The 20292-nt window shown below is 53.6% G+C and carries 17 protein-coding genes; 7 read left to right on the plus strand and 10 right to left on the minus strand.

Annotated elements, in window-relative coordinates; genetic code table 11:
- Positions 1 to 58 precede the first annotated feature (58 nt).
- Entirely contained in the window at positions 59 to 1702 is a 1644-nt protein-coding gene (locus PLIM_RS19290; RefSeq protein ID WP_013111993.1) for a hypothetical protein, read from the plus strand.
- A complete protein-coding gene (locus tag PLIM_RS19295; RefSeq protein WP_013111994.1) occupies positions 1699 to 3054 on the plus strand; it encodes a hypothetical protein in 1356 nt (451 codons plus the stop codon). The genes PLIM_RS19290 and PLIM_RS19295 overlap by 4 nt, the downstream gene beginning before the upstream one ends.
- Before the next feature lie 123 nt (positions 3055 to 3177).
- Here the strand turns inward: PLIM_RS19295 and PLIM_RS19300 are convergent, their stop codons facing one another.
- Positions 3178 to 4293 carry a disk-shape morphogenesis protein volactin gene (locus tag PLIM_RS19300; RefSeq protein ID WP_041402282.1) on the minus strand — a complete coding sequence of 372 codons (1116 nt, stop codon included), beginning with the start codon at positions 4291 to 4293 and terminating at the stop codon, positions 3178 to 3180.
- A 2-nt stretch (positions 4294 to 4295) separates the two neighbouring features.
- Positions 4296 to 6563, minus strand: coding sequence for an SLBB domain-containing protein (locus PLIM_RS19305; RefSeq protein ID WP_013111996.1), 2268 nt, complete (start codon positions 6561 to 6563; stop codon positions 4296 to 4298).
- 276 nt (positions 6564 to 6839) lie between these two features.
- On the opposite strand from PLIM_RS19305, the gene PLIM_RS19315 reads away from it, so the two are divergent.
- A complete protein-coding gene (locus PLIM_RS19315; RefSeq protein ID WP_013111997.1) occupies positions 6840 to 7706 on the plus strand; it encodes a bifunctional NADP-dependent methylenetetrahydromethanopterin dehydrogenase/methylenetetrahydrofolate dehydrogenase in 867 nt (288 codons plus the stop codon).
- A gap of 4 nt (positions 7707 to 7710) precedes the next feature.
- Here PLIM_RS19315 and PLIM_RS19320 read toward each other — a convergent pair whose 3' ends face one another.
- On the minus strand, positions 7711 to 9309 hold the full coding sequence (locus PLIM_RS19320; protein WP_013111998.1) for a cryptochrome/photolyase family protein: 1599 nt from the start codon (positions 9307 to 9309) through the stop codon (positions 7711 to 7713).
- Positions 9310 to 9586: 277 nt separating this feature from the next.
- Entirely contained in the window at positions 9587 to 9766 is a 180-nt protein-coding gene (locus PLIM_RS19325) for a hypothetical protein (protein ID WP_052301635.1), read from the minus strand.
- 429 nt (positions 9767 to 10195) lie between these two features.
- Here PLIM_RS19325 and PLIM_RS19330 point away from each other — a divergent pair, with 429 nt between their 5' ends.
- A complete protein-coding gene (locus PLIM_RS19330; protein ID WP_013112000.1) occupies positions 10196 to 11092 on the plus strand; it encodes a UbiA-like polyprenyltransferase in 897 nt (298 codons plus the stop codon).
- Between the two features lie 428 nt (positions 11093 to 11520).
- Entirely contained in the window at positions 11521 to 12006 is a 486-nt protein-coding gene (bfr, locus tag PLIM_RS19335) for a bacterioferritin (RefSeq protein ID WP_013112001.1), read from the plus strand.
- Positions 12007 to 12129: 123 nt separating this feature from the next.
- Here the strand turns inward: bfr and PLIM_RS19340 are convergent, their stop codons facing one another.
- The 4 genes from PLIM_RS19340 to PLIM_RS19355 form a co-directional block, all read right to left on the minus strand.
- On the minus strand, positions 12130 to 13164 hold the full coding sequence (locus PLIM_RS19340; RefSeq protein ID WP_013112002.1) for a hypothetical protein: 1035 nt from the start codon (positions 13162 to 13164) through the stop codon (positions 12130 to 12132).
- A gap of 67 nt (positions 13165 to 13231) precedes the next feature.
- On the minus strand, positions 13232 to 13747 hold the full coding sequence (locus PLIM_RS19345; protein WP_013112003.1) for an ExbD/TolR family protein: 516 nt from the start codon (positions 13745 to 13747) through the stop codon (positions 13232 to 13234).
- A 1-nt stretch (position 13748) separates the two neighbouring features.
- A complete protein-coding gene (locus PLIM_RS19350) occupies positions 13749 to 14204 on the minus strand; it encodes an ExbD/TolR family protein (protein WP_013112004.1) in 456 nt (151 codons plus the stop codon).
- 76 nt (positions 14205 to 14280) lie between these two features.
- Positions 14281 to 15087, minus strand: a complete 807-nt coding sequence (locus tag PLIM_RS19355; RefSeq protein WP_013112005.1) for a MotA/TolQ/ExbB proton channel family protein — start codon at positions 15085 to 15087, stop codon at positions 14281 to 14283.
- 184 nt (positions 15088 to 15271) lie between these two features.
- Between PLIM_RS19355 and PLIM_RS23285 the strand changes: the two genes are divergently transcribed.
- Entirely contained in the window at positions 15272 to 16456 is a 1185-nt protein-coding gene (locus PLIM_RS23285; protein ID WP_013112006.1) for an ATP-binding protein, read from the plus strand.
- Positions 16431 to 17084 carry a response regulator transcription factor gene (locus PLIM_RS19365; RefSeq protein ID WP_013112007.1) on the plus strand — a complete coding sequence of 218 codons (654 nt, stop codon included), beginning with the start codon at positions 16431 to 16433 and terminating at the stop codon, positions 17082 to 17084. The genes PLIM_RS23285 and PLIM_RS19365 overlap by 26 nt, the downstream gene beginning before the upstream one ends.
- 120 nt (positions 17085 to 17204) lie before the next feature.
- Here the strand turns inward: PLIM_RS19365 and PLIM_RS19370 are convergent, their stop codons facing one another.
- Both PLIM_RS19370 and PLIM_RS19375 read right to left on the minus strand, forming a co-directional pair.
- Positions 17205 to 18761 (minus strand): Gfo/Idh/MocA family protein, encoded by a 1557-nt coding sequence (locus tag PLIM_RS19370; RefSeq protein ID WP_013112008.1) that lies wholly within the window; start codon positions 18759 to 18761, stop codon positions 17205 to 17207.
- A 165-nt stretch (positions 18762 to 18926) separates the two neighbouring features.
- Complete coding sequence (locus PLIM_RS19375) at positions 18927 to 20141, minus strand: DoxX family protein (protein WP_013112009.1); 1215 nt, start codon at positions 20139 to 20141, stop codon at positions 18927 to 18929.
- Between the last annotated feature and the right edge of the window lie 151 nt (positions 20142 to 20292).

A 20292-nucleotide genomic window follows, 5' to 3' on the forward strand; every position in this document is an offset into this window, starting at 1 on the left:
GTGAATGCGTTTGGGATTTTCTCTTTATCATCATCAGTTTTCTACGGCGTAATCGAATATGGACTTCCTTCCGGATCCCTTTCCGCTGCTCTCGGCCTTCTTGCAATGGCTGGCTGTGATCGCGGTCATTTTTTCGAGCGTCCTGCTCATCACCTTCACCTCGAATCTGGTTTCAAACGGTGCCGCAGGTGCTGCCCTGTATGGCCAATCGTTGGGCCAAAGCCTTGTCGAGATTTTTTCGACCTCTGTTTCTCGCTGCTACGCTCTGGCCAAACTGACATTTACCGAGGCCATTCGCCGCAAAGCACTCTTCGTTTTTGTGGTCTTTGCTGTCCTGTTCATGTTTGCCGGATGGTTCCTTTCGGATCCCGATCAATCCGCCAAATACGCCAAAGATGCAGTCAAAATCCACGTGACCTTTATTCTCAACGTCCTCACGTGGCTGACGATGATTGTCATGCTGCTGCTGGCCTGCATCGGCATTCCCGAAGATATCCGGCTGCGATCCATTCACACCGTCGTGACCAAACCCGCCCGGCGATTCGAAATTGTTCTCTCGCGTATCCTGGGTTACGTCGGCGTCGGGACAGTGCTGCTGGGAATCATGTCCGCCACGTCACTGGTCTGGATTTATCGCCAGGTACCGGTATCGGCCCGTTCAGAACTCACTGCCAGACAGCCCATCTGGGGTCAGTTGAGTTTTCTTGATCGCATGGGTAACGAGACCACAGCTGGAATTAATGTGGGCGATATCTGGGACTACCGCAGCTATATCGAAGGGGCCACCAAAAGTCGGGCCATCTGGCGCTTCGAAAACGTCACTCCCGCCATGCTGACAACCATGACGGACGAAGATGGCAAAACCTACGAAGCTCTCCGGCTCGAATCCCGTATCGAAGCGTTCCGTTCTCATAAAGGGAATATGGATCGCACCACCCGCTTTCAGTACATCATCCTGAATCCCGAGCGAAATCTGGAGGTGACTGCCGCCACTCTCGAAATTGGTGATGAATTCAGCGGCCGAACCGATGGCATTCGCCGCACGCTGATTGCCGAAACGAAAGACAATGAGTCCAAGACGGTCGACTTAATCAACGATCTCGTCGCCAAAGATGGCAGCCTCACCATTGCCGTCGCCTGTACCGATCCCGGCCAATACCTGGGGATGGCCAGGTCAGATCTCTTCATTCGCCTTCCTGATGCACCCTTTGCAGTCACATTCTTCAAAGCCATTCTGGGGATCTGGTTATTCATGGTGCTGACTGTCACCTTAGGTGTCACAGCCAGTACGTTCGTGAAGGGCCCGTTTGCCATTATGACGATCTTCACGTTCCTGACGGTCAGCATCACTGGCCGTGAATTCATCAGGAAGCTGCTTTCTGACGAATGGAAAGGTGGTGGGGCCTTCGAATCGGCTTACCGCATCCCGACCTACATGAACGATACGACCGATCTGCCCAGCAATCCGGGCACTCAACTCATCAAGTGGGTCGACTGGATCATGAATGGGTTCTTATGGCTCATCCAGCAGATTCTCCCGAATGTCAGTTATTTCAATATGACTGGCTACGTTGCCAACGGTTTCGACGTAGATAACTGGAACACACTGCTTCCCGCAGTGCTGGTCACGATTGGCTACTTCATTCCCTGTGTACTTATCGGCTACTACTGTCTGCGTTCGCGTGAACTGGAGGCAAAATGAACCAGTCCGAATCACGTAATCGAAAACTGGCCTATCTCGGCTTTATCGTCCTGCTCCTCGTTCCCATCGTTCTCCTGGGGATGCCAGGTGGTGGAAGTTCCACCCCTCCGGGTCTGCTCTCTTCGATGAGATCCAAGTTCGAACTGGGTGAATCCGATATCGGCAAGATCGATCCCACCAGTGCCGCCATGAATATGGTGCTGCTCGGGTTTCGAGGGATTGCCGTGAACACCCTGTGGTCCAATATGGATCATTACAAGAACACGAAGAACTGGGCTCAAATGAAGTCCACGTCGGATGCCATCATCCGCTTGCAGCCGCACTTCATCTCAGTCTGGCGATTCACCAGCTGGAACCTCGCCTTCAATGTGAGTGCCGAATGGGACAGCGTCAAAGATCGCTTCCACTGGGTGAAGGAAGGGGCCAAATTTCTGCAGAACGGGATTGATATCAACGCCAAGAATCCCGATCTCGCCTGGGAAGAAGGCCGGATCATCGGCTTCAAAATTGGTATGTCCGACGAAGCCCGCTACTTCCGCAAGTTCTTCAAGAACGATCCGGACACCGAACTTTACAAAGGCGGGCCCGATCCGAAACTCAACGAACAGGGGCTCGATAACTATCTCGTCGCCCGTGACTGGTATCTGAAGGCCAACGATCGCGAACTCAATCAGCGCCAGCGCATTCTTGACCGGACTCTCTTCCGGTCTTATCCCGCACGCTCGTACTTCGACTATGCCGCCGCTCTGCAAAAAGACGGCGTCTTCGGCGAGCAGACACGCGTGGCCTGGGATGATGCCTATCGCGACTGGACAACGAAGTTCGGCCGGGAAGTCTTCTACGTTCCCGAAGTCCCCGAAGTCGGCATGTCGATGGAAATGACTGAGGACGATATCAGCCGACAGGCCAAGACGGGCGACGAAGAACGCCGGCTTCGTAAAGCCGTCGATGACTATCAGAAAATCTGCAACTATCGCTACTGGCGAGAACGTGCCCGTTGTGAACGTGAACCGCAGATGGCTGATGCTCACCGGGAAATCTACGAAGCACAGGTTGCTTACAGCGAACAGCGTTTGACGGAAGCGAAAGCCCTCGTGGAATCGGGCATGAAGAATTTCGCGGCCATGCTCAAGAAGTATCCCGACCTGCTGCAATACGATGACCTGCTGCTCGAAGACGCACTGACTGCAGTGCTCATGTGGCAGTACATTCTCAAACTCAGTGGCGAAACTCCCACCGACGACTATCCACTGAAAGTCATCTGGGATAGCCAGCAGGGACGCATTCCGGATGTTCAGGCCCGCCTCGATCGCTGGCTGCTCGAACAGTCTCGCAACATCGACAAAAAATAACCCGGGTTGCTTTCAGGCTTTGTGATAGTGGCATGGTGCAAGAAGTTCCGACGGATTGCACCCTCTTCACTTCGTCATGCTGAGCTATCTTCACTGATTCTCATCGCTGCATCCCGCGATGAATCAGGCGGCTGGCTTTTGGATCGCCAATTCTTCCAAGGCGGCATGAATCAGGCAGCCACGAGCCACACCAAAGGGCGAAAGCTCGGCTGATCGATATGACTCAATCGCAATCGGCCAGTCGATCTGCCGCATGGCATTTTTCAACATGGTCGGGAATCCCGTGGCGCGGCTGAGACCCCCCGCGTAGGCCAGTACCGTCGGTTGCGGGAAGTTCGCGAGTGCCACCACCTGATGCAGCCTTCGACCAGCTTCCGAAAGAACCGCCATCAGAAACTGTCGATACAGATCGGCATAACGCCCCTCGACCATCATGGAAGCATGTGCTTCATTCGATGGTGCCCGTGAGGCCTGCTCCCGATCATGTCGCGCCTTCTGAATACTCAGCAGATGACGGACATCCGCATCAATTCGATCTGTCTCCGGATTTCGCTCGTGTGGATTCATTTTCGAGCTCGACATCGTCGTGAGTTGCTCATCAATCCAGTCCCCACCACGGGGAATCACCACTCGGGCGATTTCTCGCCCTTGATGGGCCACCGCAAATTCGGTTACAGACGCACCAAAGACAGCCGTGACTCCGCAGAAACTCTCACCCACAAGTTCTGCCAGAGTGACCGCCAAGGCCTGACCAACAGCGACTGGCTGGTAGCCGCGCAGCTTCACCAGTTGGCAACTGTAATCGAGTTCGGGCCAGTCGAATGTGGAACTCTGGTCGTCCAGCAAGTCACCGCTCAGTGCGATCTGCGTCTCTGCCATACGCGTCGATGGCACCGTCAGACAGCAGATCTCTCCCGGCGTTTTCGCTTCAGGAAGTACAGCATCCACCATCGCAGCCATAATCTGCCGCGAAAGTGCATCTCGCATATCGAGCTTACCGCCAGGCAACAGCGGATAAAGTGGCAGCGATCGGCTGCGTGCCAATTCCAGAGCGGCATCTCCCAGAACCACCAGATGCTCACCACAGGGGACAAACAGTCCTTCGGATCGCTCCAGTTTCTGGCGATTGGCCGGTTGATCAGGAATCATGGCATAACTGGCGGGAAATCTCCGGGCTCGAAGCTCACGCCCATGCGCACGGACAGATCGAAAGACCGAGGTTCCAAGATCAAGACCCATACTCATGACTTTTTTGTCCCTCGTAATTGCACAAGAGCCTGTTCAAAGGGAGCCGTCGCTCCTTTGCTGGCAGCACTCCCGGGAGGTGTTGTTCGATCTCGTGAGAGGGCATCCTGCGCCGTATCGACTCGCCGATAAACTGCCGAACTCGAATGGGAACTGCGGTTCTGGTTCGCACCCAGACTGCTTCGACGCGGCAGTTCTTCATGAGTCTCGCGATGAATCGGTCGATCTCCCATGCTGGGCTCGCGGAGCGTCCGCGAACTCTGGCTCAAGAGGAAGTGTGGCGTTTGGCCAGATTCTTGAGAAAGAGGTGCTTCAGCCGGATCAAACCTGGCAAAGCGACGATCAGCAGGCAATTCCTGGAATCGCAACTGGCGGTTAATCCAGGCGGGTTCTTCATGCAGCTCCAGCCGGTTGTGCAACAGATCTTCAATCATCTGCTGAATCGATGCCGTCTCACTGGTCGGTAGAGTTGGCTGTTCAGGCAAAGTCCGCTCAGCGGGCAAACTTTCGCTCTCCATCGAAGCTCGTGCCATCCCTGTTCGATTGGCAGCCGGCTTCAGAATGCTTCGATAGGATTGATCTTCATCATCAATGAGTCGTTTCTCTTCCTGCACAGAAGAATCTGCGGGTTTGAGAATCGACTGACCAACGAGTGGAGCTGGCATCTCAGCCTGCAATCTGGCCAGACTGAAATCCTGTGCCATCTCGTGCTCTTCGCGGGCATGATTCTCTTTCACAGATTGACCATGCAGCGGGTCCAGAAATCGACCGGCCGCAAAAGCTGCTCCCATCAATCCGATCACGGTCCCCAGAATCAAAGCCATCGTGGTCAGATAGCTTCCCAATCCCTGGCTGGCAGCACTTTCGTTTTCCATGTCGGCAACCTCCGGCGGAAGTGGCGCGACCGGGATCGACGAATTGCCTGACAACGCGTTGTTTTGCGAGTAAGCAGGGATCTCTACACGGGTCGGTCCAGTGTATGAAGAACCTGCGTACGAAGACCCCGTGTACGAAGCTTCTGGCGCTGGCAGGGAAATCGGTGCAGAGGAGACCGCACTGGTCCCTGATGGTGAAGCTCCCGATTGAGAGGCCATCGCTGCTTCGGTTCGGCCAGCCGTACCTGCAGAAATCGCCGGGAGCAGCGGAAGACTCATCCCCGATGCCGAATACCTCTCACCCGGATTTGATCCTCCGGGAAGCTGTGTCGTCTGTACCGGAATGGTCTCTCTGGGGTAGGCAGGATTCTGACTGGCCGATCGCTGAAGATCAGCCGTCAATGCATGGCCATCCATTCCCGGGGGAGGTGGGACATCTTCGACCTGACTGCGATTTGTGCGGGGTTGTGGATAAGCCGGGTTCGCAGCCTGTCTTGGCCATGGAGCAGAAGGATTCGATGCCACCTCTCGCGGTTGACTTCCGGGAACATAGGGTTCACCCAGTGGCTCTGTTCGACCAACACCAATCTCAGCCTGCTGGAGCAGAGCCAGATTGGCTTCTTCAGTGGTCTGGTTCGATGAGGGAGTGCGCAACATGGCAGTCGGAGTGATCTGAGGATCCCGTTGAGGCCCAGCGACATTGGTTGTGGTGGTTCCTGCGTTCGCCACCCACTCGCGAACTGGTGGAAACTCAGGCAATTGAGCAGGATTGATCGAGCCCGGTGCAAAGATCAGCAAAGCGGTCTGCGGGATCGTCTGATCGACGTGTTCAATCCTCGCTGGAGAAAGGACTTTGACATTTCGTGATAACTCAGGAGGTTGCCCCAGCATTGCACAAATACTGCTGACACTGGCCTGCTGAGTTTTGACGCGCACGACAATCGGTCTGGGAAGTACACCCAGAAGAACCAGTTGCACTCCATTTTGCTCGATTCTGGCTGCATCGGGTGGTGCGTAGTCTGGCAGGTTTTCCGCGATGATCACATCACCAGCCTCTAATGACGTCGCCCCTGCGGGATGGTAGTACACCCGTTGATCGGGCCTCGATTTTCGAATCACGCGCAAACTGGGCGATGCTGTCGGGTTCAGGCCACCTGCCTGTGCCACCAACTGTTCGATGGTCGCGACTCGATTCTGTGAATCCGCACCGGCGGGGAGGCGGTAAACACCAGGTTGTGAGACTTCGCCAACCACAGCCACGAACATCTCTTCGCGAACGGTTGTCTGGAAGTTGATGATACGAGGCGACGATGGACGAGACTGGGCCAAAGCCATTTCTCCCACCCAGAACAACCCCAGTACCAAGGTCGCCACTTTTGGCCACCACATAATGCTCACTCCCGCTGCAATCGTTAGTGGGCGCACAGCCGCCTTGTTTGTCATCATCGGCACGACCGCGAACAGCCATCAGCGAAATGGATTCTGCAGCAGAAAATTGAACATAAGCACAGGTATTCTTCGTTCGAGTTCTTCCCAGCATCGTTTCCTCAGCAGCAGTTTCTGCCGGTTCAATCAATCAACTTTTCTCTCGTGAGATGGATATATTCACAGTTCCAATCCATCACCGGCATTGATTCGCACTGCAGAAGGCGGTCAGGAGATCTCATGAAACGCATACTGATTCAGCTCGATACCGATCCTCTGGCCAGCGTGTTTGACCGGGTTGTCGCCGTCGATGCCGGCGTCGATGAGCTCTTCAGCTACGGAAGCGTTTCACCCGAAGCTGCCGTGGGCCTGACGCATGGGGCGATCTTTACCCGCAAAGTGGCTGACCTGAAATCCACCGCGATCTTTGTCGGTGGCAGCGATGTTCAAGCCGGAGAAGCGGTCTACGCCAAAGTTCTGCATTCGTTCTTCGGGCCCATGCGTGTCAGTGTCATGCTCGATTCGAATGGTTCCAACACCACAGCCGCTGCAGCTGTCGCCTCTGCCGGCAAACATCTTGCACTGAAAGAGACACAAGCGGTCATTCTGGGTGGCACCGGCCCCGTGGGATTTCGAGCAGCACAACTCCTGGCTTCTCAAGGTGCGCGTGTCAAACTGGTCTCACGTCATGCCGCCAAAGCCAGTGAAGCCTGCGTCCAACTGAAGCTGCTGGAACTTCCGGGAACCGTTTCGCCGCATGTCTCGACCAGTTTTGAGGAGACGATCGCTCTGTGTGCGGGAGCGGATCTGTTAATCGCAGCCGGTGCAGCTGGGATCGAAGTGGCAGCACTCGAAGATTTGAAAGCAACCGGAATCCGGGTGGTGGTCGATGTGAATGCCGTTCCGCCCTTGGGAGTTCGAGGCGTTGAATCCACCGATAAAGCCAAAGAGCGGGAAGGGATGATCTGTTACGGCGCACTGGGTGTCGGGAACCTCAAGATCAAGGTTCATAGAGCAGCGATCGAAAAGCTGTTTACTTCAAATGACCTGAAGCTCGATACCCAGGCCATGCTGGAAATTGCTCGCGAATTGACAGCATTGGCCTAGCGATTCAACTCGGCTCCAGAGACGTCCACTGCTCTCGAAGCTCTTTGGCACGCTGTGCGATTTCTTGAAGTTCCAGTTCGGTCTTCCGATCCACGTTCTTCAGCTGCATCGCCATCCGCTGATTCCCGCGCAATTGTTCCCGATGACGCGAAAGAAAATCCCAGTAAAAGGTGGTGATCGGGCAAGCGTCTTTCCCTGTCGATTTCTTGGGATCGAACTGGCAGCTCTGACAGAAGTTACTCATCCGGCTGATGTAAGCACCCGTGGCACAATAAGGCTTGGTACCGACAATTCCACCATCACCAAACTGACTCATCCCGAGTGTGTTCGGCAACGACACCCAGTCAATGGCATCCAGGTACATCGCCATATGCCACTGATGAAACTGATAAGGATGAGCACCAAAGGTCTGAGAAAGATTGCCCAGCACCATCAGCCGATGGATATGATGGGCATACCCATGCTTGAGCACATGGCTCATCGATTCACGCACACAGACCATCTCCGTCTGGCCATCCCAGAAGAACGAGGGCAACGGTTGCTGATGTTCAAAGAAGTTCAGTTCCGCATATCGGGGCATATGGCTCCAGTAAATGCCGCGAATGAACTCACGCCAGCCAAGAATTTGCCGCACAAATCCCTCAGTACTCGCCAGATCGACATGGCCCGCCTGATAAGCCTCCACGGCCACCTGCACACATTCCCGCGGATTGAGCAGTTTGACATTGAGATAAACCGATAGCCGGGAGTGATGCAGAGTGGCCTCTCCCGTCCACATCGCATCTTCATATCGACCAAATCGCGGGAGATGGTGCCTGACAAAATGCTTGAGGAGTTTCAGTGCATCGACCCGTGTCACCGCTAACGTTTCATCAAACACCTCCCCGGGGTTCGATGGAAACCTGGCACGCACCAGGTCAGTCACTTCTTGAGTGATTGTATCAGCGGAGAACTTAAGCGGAGCTGGCAACTTGCCCGGCCCGCTCGAACCAAAGCTCTCACGATTCTCATGATCGAAGTTCCATTGCCCACCTTCCGGCTGTCCTGCTTCATCAACCAGAATCTGATGTTTCTTTCGCATCTCGCGATAGAAGTATTCGAGAATCAGCTTCTTCTTGCCTGAGGCGAACTTTTGAAAGTCCATATGCGTGGCAAAGAAGTGCGTATCGTCGAGATACGTCAGTGGGACACCCAATTTCTGGGCCGCAGCTTCGAGTCGCTGCTTGACCCGCCAATCTCCGGGTTCGACAACCACCAGTTCCCTGATCCCAACCTCATGGGCATCACGCAACAGTAAGTCCGTGAATGTCTGCCCTTCATCCTTCGCCGGATCCTGGTTCATCTCGCGATAGTGCACACGAAACTTTTTCGCTCGCAGTTCATCACGAAAATGCCGCATGGCTGAAAAGAAGAACGTGATTCGCAGTCGATGACACCAGATCTGCTCGACCTCTTCCGGTGTTTCGGCCATCCAGAGAATGTCCGTCTCAGGGCAATACTGCGAAAAGATAGCGGAGTTTACATCGAGCTGATCGCCCAGAATGATCAGGAAGCGATGAGCCCCCGGAGGCGGCGTGTGACTGACGGCAGACCGGCGCGGCATATCATGACCCTGAAAATGGCTCACCTCTCGAACCGGCAGATCATCTCATCAAACAATGACAGTGCGGCTGAGCGATGATCCAGCGGGGCAGGCAACCCCGATTCAGGGAATGGTAGATCGATGATGGTCACTGACAACCTGGCGACCATGAGCCGAATGCTGGTTTTATCGGCATCAATAAGCCAGGCGGGTATTCACACTGCCTCTGCAAGTAACAGCAACGCGAGGACACATCTTCCAATCATCTGATGCTGCTATCGAAAGCTCGCCAGCAGCCTCAGGCCATTTCACTCAGCGAATCGTAACCCAGATAAACAATCACGGCGGCAGAGAGCAGGAAGAGCACATCGAACACGACATTCCCGCCAAAGGGCATGCCAATAATCAGATCGAGAATGGCAGCCAGACCCACCAGCCCGCAGGCGGCAAATGAAGCGTAGATGATCTTCTTGGGCATACTCAAAGCCATATTGATGCCGACCTTCCAGAATCACTTTGCCATGTGGGAGATGCAACCAGAGGTTACGCTGAAAAAATAGGAGTGCTGGTGGAACAGTACCCATTCACAGAATAGCCCATGTTTCCTGACTTCTTAATTAGAGTATAAGGTGAGACAACGGGCTGACGCCAGAGCAGGCCCCGTTGACGAGCCGTAACAGCTCTGCTGCAGGGCGAGTTCGACGAAAGAGAGGAATAATCCGCCCTTCACCGCACTCCGACACCTCATTGATACATGATCGCTTGTATATATTCAATCAGGGGTTTCCAGGAGACAAAAGTCGTCACGAGCACACAACAGTCTCGATGACTATAATCCGACGGTATCTTCCGTACAGTAGATGGATGGGGGCGATCTTTGGCTCAGGTTGTCCTCTGAGGAACCAGTATGTCGAGTGTCCTGACAGAATCGTGGAGCACCGTGACCAGGCTGTTGGGGTTGATCCGCTTCAGCCACACGGTCTTTGCTTTGCCGTTTGCTCTTCTGGCAGCAATTCTCGCCTGGCAAACGCCCGGCATCACTTTTCGCTGGCAGGATCTGGCTGGCATTTTACTTTGCATGGTCTTCGCACGCTCCGCAGCGATGGCTTTCAATCGCTGGATTGATCAGGACATCGATGCACTGAATCCACGGACGGCAGGTCGTCATCTTCCGGCAGGGTTACTTTCCAATGCCGCCGTGCTGCTTTTCACCGTGATTTGTTCGATTGGTTTTGTCCTTTCCACACTTTGCTTCTGGCCCAATTGGCTACCTCTGGCACTTTCTCTCCCTGTGCTGATCTTTCTGCTGGGGTATTCACTGGCGAAGCGATTTACGGTGTTGTGCCATTACTGGCTATCGGCTGCGCTCATGCTTTCACCCATTGCCGCCTGGATTGCCCTGACAGGCCGGGTGGATGCTCCACCCCTGTGGATGGCAGCGATCCTGTTCTTTTGGGTCGGTGGTTTCGACTTGCTTTATGCCTGCCAGGATGCCGATTTTGATCGACAGAAGGGTCTTTTCAGTATCCCGGGCCGCTGGGGCATTCCGGCAGCTTTGAAGCTGGCTGCCGCGAGCCATCTGATCGTGGTGCTCTGCCTGTTTGGCCTCTGGTGGAGTGCTGGATTTGGAATGATCTTTCTCGTGGGGATCGCCTGTATTTCGCTCTTGCTGATCTATGAGCATGCGATTGTCAGCCCAAAGAATCTTTCGCGAGTTAATGAGGCGTTTTTCCAGGTGAATGCCGTAATCAGCCTCGGAATTCTGGGTCTCGCCATTCTTGACCGATGGATCAGCCCTGTTTGATTCATAGATGATATCTCTGAGGCAGAACGAAATGCCGTGAGACATCCTGTTGTTCGCATTGTCGGGGCGTTCCTGTGCATTATTGAGACACAATGCCAATCGTCTGGAATTGCATGAAAAAATCTCTGCGGACTGAATTTCAACTTGAGAAATCTTTCGAGAGTTCATGAGCCCAACATGGCGAAGAAACTGCGCGCGACCTAAAATCTGCTAATTAATTCGCTTTCCATGTAACGACAGCGCTCTGTGTGCCATGCTTGCAGCTCTGGGCAAGCATGTCTTCGCGACCAACAACGCGCAGTTGTTTCCTGAGAGCCGTTTAACAAGCCCTTTGCCAACATGCTTTACGAGCCGGATCAACCTGCTGAATGCCTCGAGAGAGGAGTGATCAGGTGGGCCGCTTCCACAGAATTGAAAGAGGATCGAACATGCAAGGTAGCCAGGCAGTCATCGATGCACTGAACGCCGGTTTGACAATCGAACTGACAGCCATCAACCAGTACTTCGTTCAGGCCAAAATGTGTGCCAACTGGGGCCTGCACAAACTGGCCAAAAAGCACTACGAAGAGTCGATTGGTGAAATGCGTCATGCCGAGAAGCTGATTGACCGCATTCTGTATCTCGAAGGGATCCCTGAAATCGCCCGCTACGACGTGATCCGCCCGGGGACGAATGTGGAAGAACAGTTCAAGTTCGACCTCGAACTCGAATCCAAAGGCGTGAAGACCTACAACGAAGCGGTCGAAGTTTGTATGGCCGAGAAAGATCACGGCAGCCGCGAAATCATCGCCCCGATCCTCGTGGAATCAGAAGGCCATGTCGACTGGCTGGAATCCCAGATTGATCTCATCAGCAAGATGGGCATCCAGCACTATCTCGCCCAGATGATCGGCGAATTCCCCGAAGAGCATTAATTCAGCTCTTGCATCATTCAGCACTGCAGGATCATGTATCAACGGGTCGAGAATGCATTCCCTGCGTTCTCGACCCGTTTTGTTTCATGTAGTGCTCATCTTTCGACACCCACTCGCCAAAGTTTATGCACCTGACGGCGGGGGTGGAGGGTCTTTCTCGACTTGTGGTTCAGTCTCAATCTGAAAATCAGGTACAACGGGAAGAGGTGCTGGCTCCGCAGCCGGTGAGGCGAAGTTTTCCAGGTTTGAACCAAAAGTCAGCCTGGGTGCATCTGTCGTTTCATCCGGGGAACTAAAGTATTGAGGCTTGGTGGCGACCTTTCTCGAAGCCGGCGCCAGAGCACGGCGTACCATCATGAAGCCCAACCCGATGGTGATCGCGAATCCAAACCCATAGATCCAATAAATCGTCGGATCCTGTGCCTCCTCAGCCATTTTCCGGCGAACCTTCTCAATAGGTGCCAGCTTGATGCGGCCAATCAGCAGCGGTGCTCCACGTTTCACGTCGTAGGTTTTGTAGGCCATGATTTTCAAGAAGTAACCCGCGAAGTCGATATCTGCCCAGACTTCCGGGCCGATCGGCAAACCGGCTGGCTTTTGAGTAAAGACAATCACATAAGGGTAAGACTGCGAATCATCGGTGATCCCCCATGCCTCATAGACTTTTTTGATTCCCTGTGGGTTCTCAGGAGCATCGAACTCCAGGACACGTCGGACATGAACTCGCATCCGCAAAGGCTGCGTGCGAAATTTATCCGGCTGCTCCCACAGTTGAGAGAATGTTACCTTCTTCGATCGAGTCCATAGCTCATCGAAAGTTTGAGAGTTAGCCCATGCCACCAGCCGCCAGTAGAGCGGCATCTCCCGCGGACGAAGTTCCAGCTTGTCTTTGAGCAATTCTTCGAGACGATGGAACTCGGCGACTTCGGCCTCATCCTGATCATTAGGCGCAGGAACAACCTGTTCCTTTTCCTCGACATCCCCGGGGCCCACGACTTCGGCTGTTGCCGGAAGGTTATCTTTTTCCAGCCACCGCCAACGCAGTGGCTGACGGATCGTATCGTACATCACCCATAGGATGACGAGCACCAGCAGCAGCGAAAAGACCCTGTTACCAGGGATCGACATGCCAAAGGGATGGATGATTCGCCTTGCCACAATTCACCTCGCTCAAATTCTGTCGAGGTGTCTCCCCGTCAGAACGCCGCACGTTCTGAGCTGTCAATCACTTCGTTTTTTCGACAAAGCTCACCTTGCTGAGCTGAGTTCCATCGGGAAGCGTTTGGATTGTGCACAGATCGACGATCTTCATCAGCTCTTCGTAGCGTAACTGGCTATCGACATGGAGCTGCACTTTATCGAAGGACGTTGTCCCGGATGAAAGTAACGACTTCAGTTGCTCTCCCAAGACATCGGCTGCTGCCGGTGTAAAGGGGCCTTGAATAATCGTTCTCAGCCCGGTTTTTACTCCGACGAGCTGACCAGCCGCATCACTCTCCAGATAGATGTTCAGCGTCTGAAGATCGGGTGGAATCCCCCCACTGTCTGTGGAAGGTTTGATCTTCTCTGTTTCCATCTGCGTCACAGGTGTCGGGGGCGGCATCTGCAGTTGCAGATGTCCTTCCACCGGACTGGGACGAAACGTGAGAATAAAAAATGCCAGCAGCTGAAATGCCATATCCAGCATCGCTGCCATATTGAGTTCAACAGTTCCTGGCCCGCGCTGTTTTCTCTTTCGCATCTTATCGTCCCTCCTGCTTACTCATGGCACTGAGGGCAAAACTGCGGAAGCCATTCTTCTGGCAAGTCCGAATAATCTCGTTGATTGTCGAGAACGGTATCGAATGATCGGCCCGAATGATGATGGGTGTCGTCAATTCATCGGAGGCTTTCTTGCCGGAAACACCCTCCTGTTGCAACTTCTGCAGGCGAGCTTCCTGTGCGATGAATTTCTCAGGGTCGATCAGTTCGCCATAAGACTTCACAGTTCCATCTTCGGCTATGTTGAGAGTGATCGGCTCGTTATGACCAATGTATTCCAGTGGCCGCGCTGAACCTAAAACAGGCAACCTCAAAGAGAGATCCAGAGCCGCACCCTTAAAATTAATCACCAGCATGAAAAAGGTGATCAACTGAAAGACCATATCCAGAATGGGCGTCAGATTGGGCTCGTAACCTTCGCCAGAATGCCCCGACATGCACTGACCCTTCCCGAACGACGCTTAACGGCCTTAACCACTTGAGACTGACTGGCACCCACCTTTGAATCGATCGCTACGTCGTGGCAGCAGGTCGAGAAGACGCCGTATTCTGAATGCGACGAATCAATTCATTGGCGGCACTGACAGCACCCAGGCTCAGTGTCGCTACACGGTTACGAAACAGCGCGAAGAAGAAGATCGCCGGAACAGAGAGCGCCACTCCTTCGAACGTAATCAGAAGTGCCTCAGAAATACCGCCAGCAACTTCACTGGCTTTCATCTGAGTTTCCGACATGGCAATCACGCTGAAGCTCGCGATCATCCCTTTCAACGTACCCAGCAATCCAATCAGCGGCCCCAGTGAGCCAATCACTGCCAGCATGCTGATTTGCTTTTCCATCTCCACAGCCACCAGCTCCCCGTGTCGATCAATACTGTCTCGCGCTTCGGCCAGACCTCCATTGAGAGAGGTAATCCCATTGGCAACCAGCATTCCCAGTTCGCTGTCGCTTTCTTTGGCTGTCCGGTAGATCCCTTGATAGTCTCGCTTATTCAGCATTTCACCCCACTCTTCAAGCAGATCCTCCGGCATGATGTTCTGTGGCCTGAGCCTCATGAAGAGTTGCGTAATCTTGGCCACGAGATAAATCGACATCACAAAGAGCACAAAACCAATCCAGCCCGAGGTATGGATCAGCCAGGCTAGCGTTGACATCTTTTGAGCGGGTGGGTGCTCACCGGCTTCAGCAGCCGGTTTTGCAGCAGCAGCGTTTTCTTCTTGAGAAAATGCCACTTGATGAGGGAGAACGATCGTTAAGGCAATCAGAATCGCTAATGGGTAAACAAATGTGGCTGCGATTCTTCTGGTAACGAAGCTCATGAAAGGCCTTTGGCTGTCGCTATGATGGCTGGATGTAATTTCGCGTCGATATTTCAAATCACCAATCTTCGATAGAGAATGGTGCTCAGTCATCCAGAGGATTTCCTGTCAGGAAAAACGGTAATCTTCTTGTCAGGGAGAACACCGACATCGTCTTCCGGCGTGACTATGAGATCATCAGGTTATGAATCCTTCTGATACCAACATCTCCGCCCATTCGAGCTCCATGTCCGAACGGGAGACTACTGAGAAATCACATGCGAGTTTTCAGTGGCCGCAGTACCTGCTGGCGATTGTGCTCGTGGTTCTCGCAACATTTCTCCGGGCAATTGTCGATCCACTCTTTGGCGAAAAATTTCCTTACATCACTTATCTGGCTGCCACCTCGACCATCGCCTGGTACTGCGGTCCTCGTCCTGCGACCTTCGCGCTCACTCTGGGTTTTCTTTCGGCTTTTTACTTCTTTGCCAGCCCGAGAGGTTCTTTCTATGTCAGCGGGATCGATGCACAGGTTGGTGCTGTCTCATATATCGCCACAGGTGCAGGGATTATCTATTTGTTCTTTCTTGTCCAGCGAGCCGAATGGGAAGCCCGAGAGAACGCAGATCGACTGTGGAGAAAGCAATCGCTGCTGCAGAACGAAATGCGCGAAAAAGAATCGGCCCAGCAAGCTGTGGTGGGACTCCTGAGAAAGCTCGTTCAGGCTCAAGAGGAGGAACGACGGAGAATTTCCCGGGAACTGCACGATCAATGTGGACAGGATCTGACGGCTTTAAGACTGGCACTTAAACTGATCGAGGATTCGCTCCCGAACGAACCAGGCCAGACGGCATACTTTCGCACAGCCTCCGAATTGATTGATCGCATCTCCAGCGAGATTCATACGCTGGCCCTCAATCTCAGGCCTCCCGAACTTGATGATCACGGACTCGTTTCCGCGATTCGCAGTCACCTGTTGACATGGTGCGAAATCTCGGGTCTGCGGGCTGACTTTGAATCTCGAATCAGTCCTGAAGTGGTCATTCCTGAAGAGGTCGAAATTGCCCTCTACCGCACATTTCAGGAATCACTCACCAATGTGGCCCGGCATGCCCAGGCCAGTCACGTCAGTGTTCTGCTGATGGCCCACGATCAACGCCTGGATCTGATCATTGAGGATGATGGCGTGGGTTTCGAGGTTCATCGGCAGCAGATTGTCGAGGTGCGTCCCTCACGCCTGGGTTTACTGGGAATGCAGGAGCGACTTCTAGCAGTGGGTGGATCGCTCGAAATTGAATCATCCCCCGGCAACGGTACAACTGTGTTCGCGAAAGTCCGGTTGGATCACTTCGGAAAGCTATCGCATGACGATTCAAGTCGCGCTCATTGAAGATCACGAACTCGTGCGTACGGGCTTAAAACTGCTCATTGAACGCCAGAAGGATCTTCAAGTCGTTGGAGAAGCCGCTGATGGAGCCGAAGGGCTCAAGATTATTGCGCGCACATTGCCTGATGTCGTCGTTCTCGATTTGAGTATCCCGCATCTCAATGGGTTTGAACTACTTGAACAGCTTCAACATCAGAAGCGTCCCCCTAAGGTTCTTGTGGTCACTGCCAATGAAGACCTCGACTCTCTGCAAAGATCATGGAACCTGGGTGCTGCAGGACATCTGGCCAAAAGATCTGCAGCCGATGAACTCATCGTGGCCATTCGCAAAATTGCAGCTGGCGAGAAAGTTTTCCCTTCGAAGGAAGAATCGAAAGCGGTGAAAACTCTCGGTTTCAACGAAACTTCAGGTCGTCTGACCGGCGCGGAAAGTCTGAGCGAGCGAGAAACGGAAGTCCTGAAGCTGATTGCTGCCGGACACATGGCCAAGGAAATCGCTGCCAAACTCGATATCAGCCTGAAAACTGTCGAGACGTACAAATCCCGCGGTATGCAGAAACTCTCTCTGAGAGGTCGCACGGAGCTGGTGCGTTTCGCCATGAAGATGGGCTGGTTGAACGATACCCCTTGATTGGCACATCTCCCTCAAAAGCCTTCTACGCAGCACATCAAGCTCACTCAACAGAAAAGGCAGCTCAATGTCATAAAACGACACTGAACTGCCTGAGTGCTTAACTGATCGAGCGACGGATCAGCCCACGATTTCGGGATCCGTTTCAGGAACCAGCGGGCTGGCGGGGTCGAACCATTCGGGCTTGAAGACAATCCGCTTTTTGTGCTTCATCGCGAGGTTCGATGTCAGCGCCATAATGGCATCCTTCATCCCCTGCTCGCCCGGACAGCGCAGGCCGCCTTCGCTCGCTTTGCCAAAGTTGCCTTCGCGAATGCAGAACGCGAAATGTTCCATTTCTTCCGTATAGCCCCGGCTCACCTTGCCGATATCGGCCACAGCCGCCTGTCGTGAAGGCCCGCCACTGTCGCTGGCCTGCAGCACGGGCTTGCCGTCGTTCCCTGCGAGAACATACAGGCGTTGATCAACGCCGCCACCACCTGTGGAAGGGCTGGATTCCTTGAAGAGCATGGCCTCAAGCTCCTGCTTCATCACGAGTGTCCCGCGACTGCCGAAAACGGTTTCGCCATAAGGCTCCCAGCGATTGGTGCTGATGGAAGAGTAAGTCACCACGCAGACATCGTTCTTGTCTTCCGCGTAATGAGGCCCGGGGAATTCGAAGGTCACGTAAACGTGATCTTCAATATCCCGGTCATCTGCCTGCTGATCCGAAGAGCCAATTCCTTTAACGCCGTAGAAGTTCTTGGCGCCATAACCCTGGACAGCAATCGGCTGAACCTTACCCAGGAAGATGCTGGCTGCATCGAGCTGGTGGCTTCCCAATTCGGCCATCAGTCCAGCGCCTGTGTCGTTGTAAATTCGCCAGTTGACGAGTTTGTGGGCGGAAGGGTAGCCATATTCTTTCGCCAGCATTTCATCCGCCGAAGCGAAGCCCTTTTCTTTGGCGATGGCAGTCAGTTCCCGCAGGTCATCTGCCGGGACGTTCTTTCTCCAACTGTCGCGTCCGGGGAAGCTGTTGTTGCGGTGCCACTGAGCCCGGATGAACTTGATATCACCCAGTAATCCCTTCTGGATCAGATCGTTGGCGTTATCGTACAGGACGTTGTAGTGCCGCTGATGACCCACAGCGAGGAGTTTTTTCTTCTCGCGGGCTGCCATGATGAGATCTTTACACTGCTGCACCGAGTGGCACATGAGCTTCTCGGTCAGCACATGCTTACCTGCATTGAGGGCATCCAACGCCACCTGATAATGCTGACACAGCGGGACTGCAATCACGACCGCTTCGATATTCGGGTCTGCCAGAAGTTTCTTGTGATCATCGTAGAGCGTAATGCTCATGGCTTTGTCGCGACCGAGCTTCTTGATCAGCCCGATGCGTTCTTCATTCCCGTCACCATGCAATGCCCGCAGACGGTTGGTGGGACGAATATCAGCAATTCCAACGATATCCATGTACTCGGCAGGATGCTGGGTCAGCAGGACGCTTCCTTCGTCACCTGTACCGATGAAGCCCACCTTGACCGGGTTTCCAGAAAGCTTCTGGTAGCCGAAGTAAGCCGCTCCCAGTCCTGGAACAGCGGCAGCGGCCCCGATCAGCATATCTCGCCGGGAAAACGAGACAGCCTCATGAAAGTTATCTTTACCAAGGCGTTCCTGTTCGGGTGTGAGCTGCATGATTCAGTCCTCGGAGGATTGAAGGAGACAAAATGCAAAAAACAAATACTGGGAAAACTTGCTGGCAATATTTCGATAGCCCGAGATCAACCCGTCAGGTAACTCGCAGTGAGGGATACGAACATCACCACAAGGATGCCTGAAGAACTTGAACCTCAGGGAAATTTAGTCTCTGGATTTTTGACGGCTTTTCCAAAAGCTGTAAATCAGCCCATCCAGTCCAAACCAGCGACCGGTGGGCATGGCAGCAATCGCCAGAAGCGTTAAAGCTTCCATATTGACTTTGTTGACAATGTAATTGTGCTCGATCCCCGGAGCTTCGGGAGTTCCCGGCCAGGGTGGTGCTGCCAGATAAAACAGCATCAACAGACCGGCACCCCCCACAGCAGCAAACCGGGTTCCCAGACCGATAATCAGCAGGAAACCAAAAATCGTCAGGCTCCACATGGTTCGCCAACTGAGAACTCGACCTTCGGTCCAAGGTTGAGGAACAGGCCCCATGGCCAGTTGATCTGAGGAAAGCAGCTTCTCGGCAGAATCACGCAGTTCCTGTTCAAGAGCCTGAACCGGCCCCACAACACGCCGGCGAAGATCCTGCAATTCACGCCACTGAGTTTCGAGATGATCCCATTGGTACTTCGTTTTCGCCTGAGCATGATTGGCTTCGTAGCGTTCAATCTGTGCCTGATAAAGCTCAATGTCGCCAATCCGCTTCTCGATTTCTTTGCCGTCTTTCTCACGTTGAATGACGCCGACTCGCTCCGGATCGCCCTTCAACAGCACTGCCAGGCGCTCTTTGTAACTTAGCCTCGTTCCCTGATTGTAAAGCGAATTCACCGCATTCTTGTAAGCCACGGCAGGTGGTGTATCAGCCGCAGAAGCATCCACCAGACTCAAAAGTCGATCACGTTCGGCGGCCAGCAGATGCTGCTTCCCATCGACAGACAGGATCTTCTTCGCAGGATCGAACTGCGCCAGCCGACCCATTTTCTCCTGCGTAACTCCCGGAGGAAGTGCCTCGAGTTTCGCGCTGAACTGAGCAGGCCCATTGAGCAGATACATCAGGCGACCGGCTTCAGGAGCATCGTCAGCGATGTTGTAATGTGCCAGAAACCGATTGGCATAGTCGTCCCACTTGTTCGACATGTAATCGTAGTTGACCCAACGCAAGTCGTTGGGGTCGCCCAGCAGACTCCGGAAGAACCCACGCAAGGGCCCGGTTGCATTCTTCAGGTAGCCTTCGGCAGACCATGGTTGAGGCGACTTTTGCGTATCAATCTTCCACCAGCCTTCGTAAAGCAGGTGCCAACCGATAAACAATCGCAAAGTGACCAGTAGCACACAGGCCAGTTGGGAGATCTTGCGGTCTTCGCCGTTCACTCTCGAACCTCATGACTTCGACTCACTGGAACTGGATCTGCCACTGATCAATCTCACACTGATCAATCTCAATTGAAGCAGAATCACAGCCTGGGCAATCAAAGCCTTTCTCTCGGATGAAAATCTTAGGGTTGCAACAGAATCAGACCGA

This window comes from Planctopirus limnophila DSM 3776, from assembly GCF_000092105.1.
GTDB lineage: Bacteria > Planctomycetota > Planctomycetia > Planctomycetales > Planctomycetaceae > Planctopirus > Planctopirus limnophila.

Excerpts from the sequence above, each read along its gene's own strand:
- PLIM_RS19290 (WP_013111993.1), top strand. The coding sequence starts at position 59 with ATGGACTTCCTTCCGGATCCCTTTCCGCTGCTCTCGGCCTTCTTGCAA.
- PLIM_RS19295 (WP_013111994.1), top strand. The coding sequence starts at position 1,699 with ATGAACCAGTCCGAATCACGTAATCGAAAACTGGCCTATCTCGGCTTT.
- PLIM_RS19300 (WP_041402282.1), bottom strand. The coding sequence starts at position 4,293 with ATGGGTCTTGATCTTGGAACCTCGGTCTTTCGATCTGTCCGTGCGCAT.
- PLIM_RS19305 (WP_013111996.1), bottom strand. The coding sequence starts at position 6,563 with ATGTGGTGGCCAAAAGTGGCGACCTTGGTACTGGGGTTGTTCTGGGTG.
- PLIM_RS19315 (WP_013111997.1), top strand. The coding sequence starts at position 6,840 with ATGAAACGCATACTGATTCAGCTCGATACCGATCCTCTGGCCAGCGTG.
- PLIM_RS19320 (WP_013111998.1), bottom strand. The coding sequence starts at position 9,309 with ATGCCGCGCCGGTCTGCCGTCAGTCACACGCCGCCTCCGGGGGCTCAT.
- PLIM_RS19325 (WP_052301635.1), bottom strand. The coding sequence starts at position 9,766 with ATGCCCAAGAAGATCATCTACGCTTCATTTGCCGCCTGCGGGCTGGTG.
- PLIM_RS19330 (WP_013112000.1), top strand. The coding sequence starts at position 10,196 with ATGTCGAGTGTCCTGACAGAATCGTGGAGCACCGTGACCAGGCTGTTG.
- bfr (WP_013112001.1), top strand. The coding sequence starts at position 11,521 with ATGCAAGGTAGCCAGGCAGTCATCGATGCACTGAACGCCGGTTTGACA.
- PLIM_RS19345 (WP_013112003.1), bottom strand. The coding sequence starts at position 13,747 with ATGCGAAAGAGAAAACAGCGCGGGCCAGGAACTGTTGAACTCAATATG.
- PLIM_RS19350 (WP_013112004.1), bottom strand. The coding sequence starts at position 14,204 with ATGTCGGGGCATTCTGGCGAAGGTTACGAGCCCAATCTGACGCCCATT.
- PLIM_RS19355 (WP_013112005.1), bottom strand. The coding sequence starts at position 15,087 with ATGAGCTTCGTTACCAGAAGAATCGCAGCCACATTTGTTTACCCATTA.
- PLIM_RS23285 (WP_013112006.1), top strand. The coding sequence starts at position 15,272 with ATGAATCCTTCTGATACCAACATCTCCGCCCATTCGAGCTCCATGTCC.
- PLIM_RS19365 (WP_013112007.1), top strand. The coding sequence starts at position 16,431 with ATGACGATTCAAGTCGCGCTCATTGAAGATCACGAACTCGTGCGTACG.
- PLIM_RS19370 (WP_013112008.1), bottom strand. The coding sequence starts at position 18,761 with ATGCAGCTCACACCCGAACAGGAACGCCTTGGTAAAGATAACTTTCAT.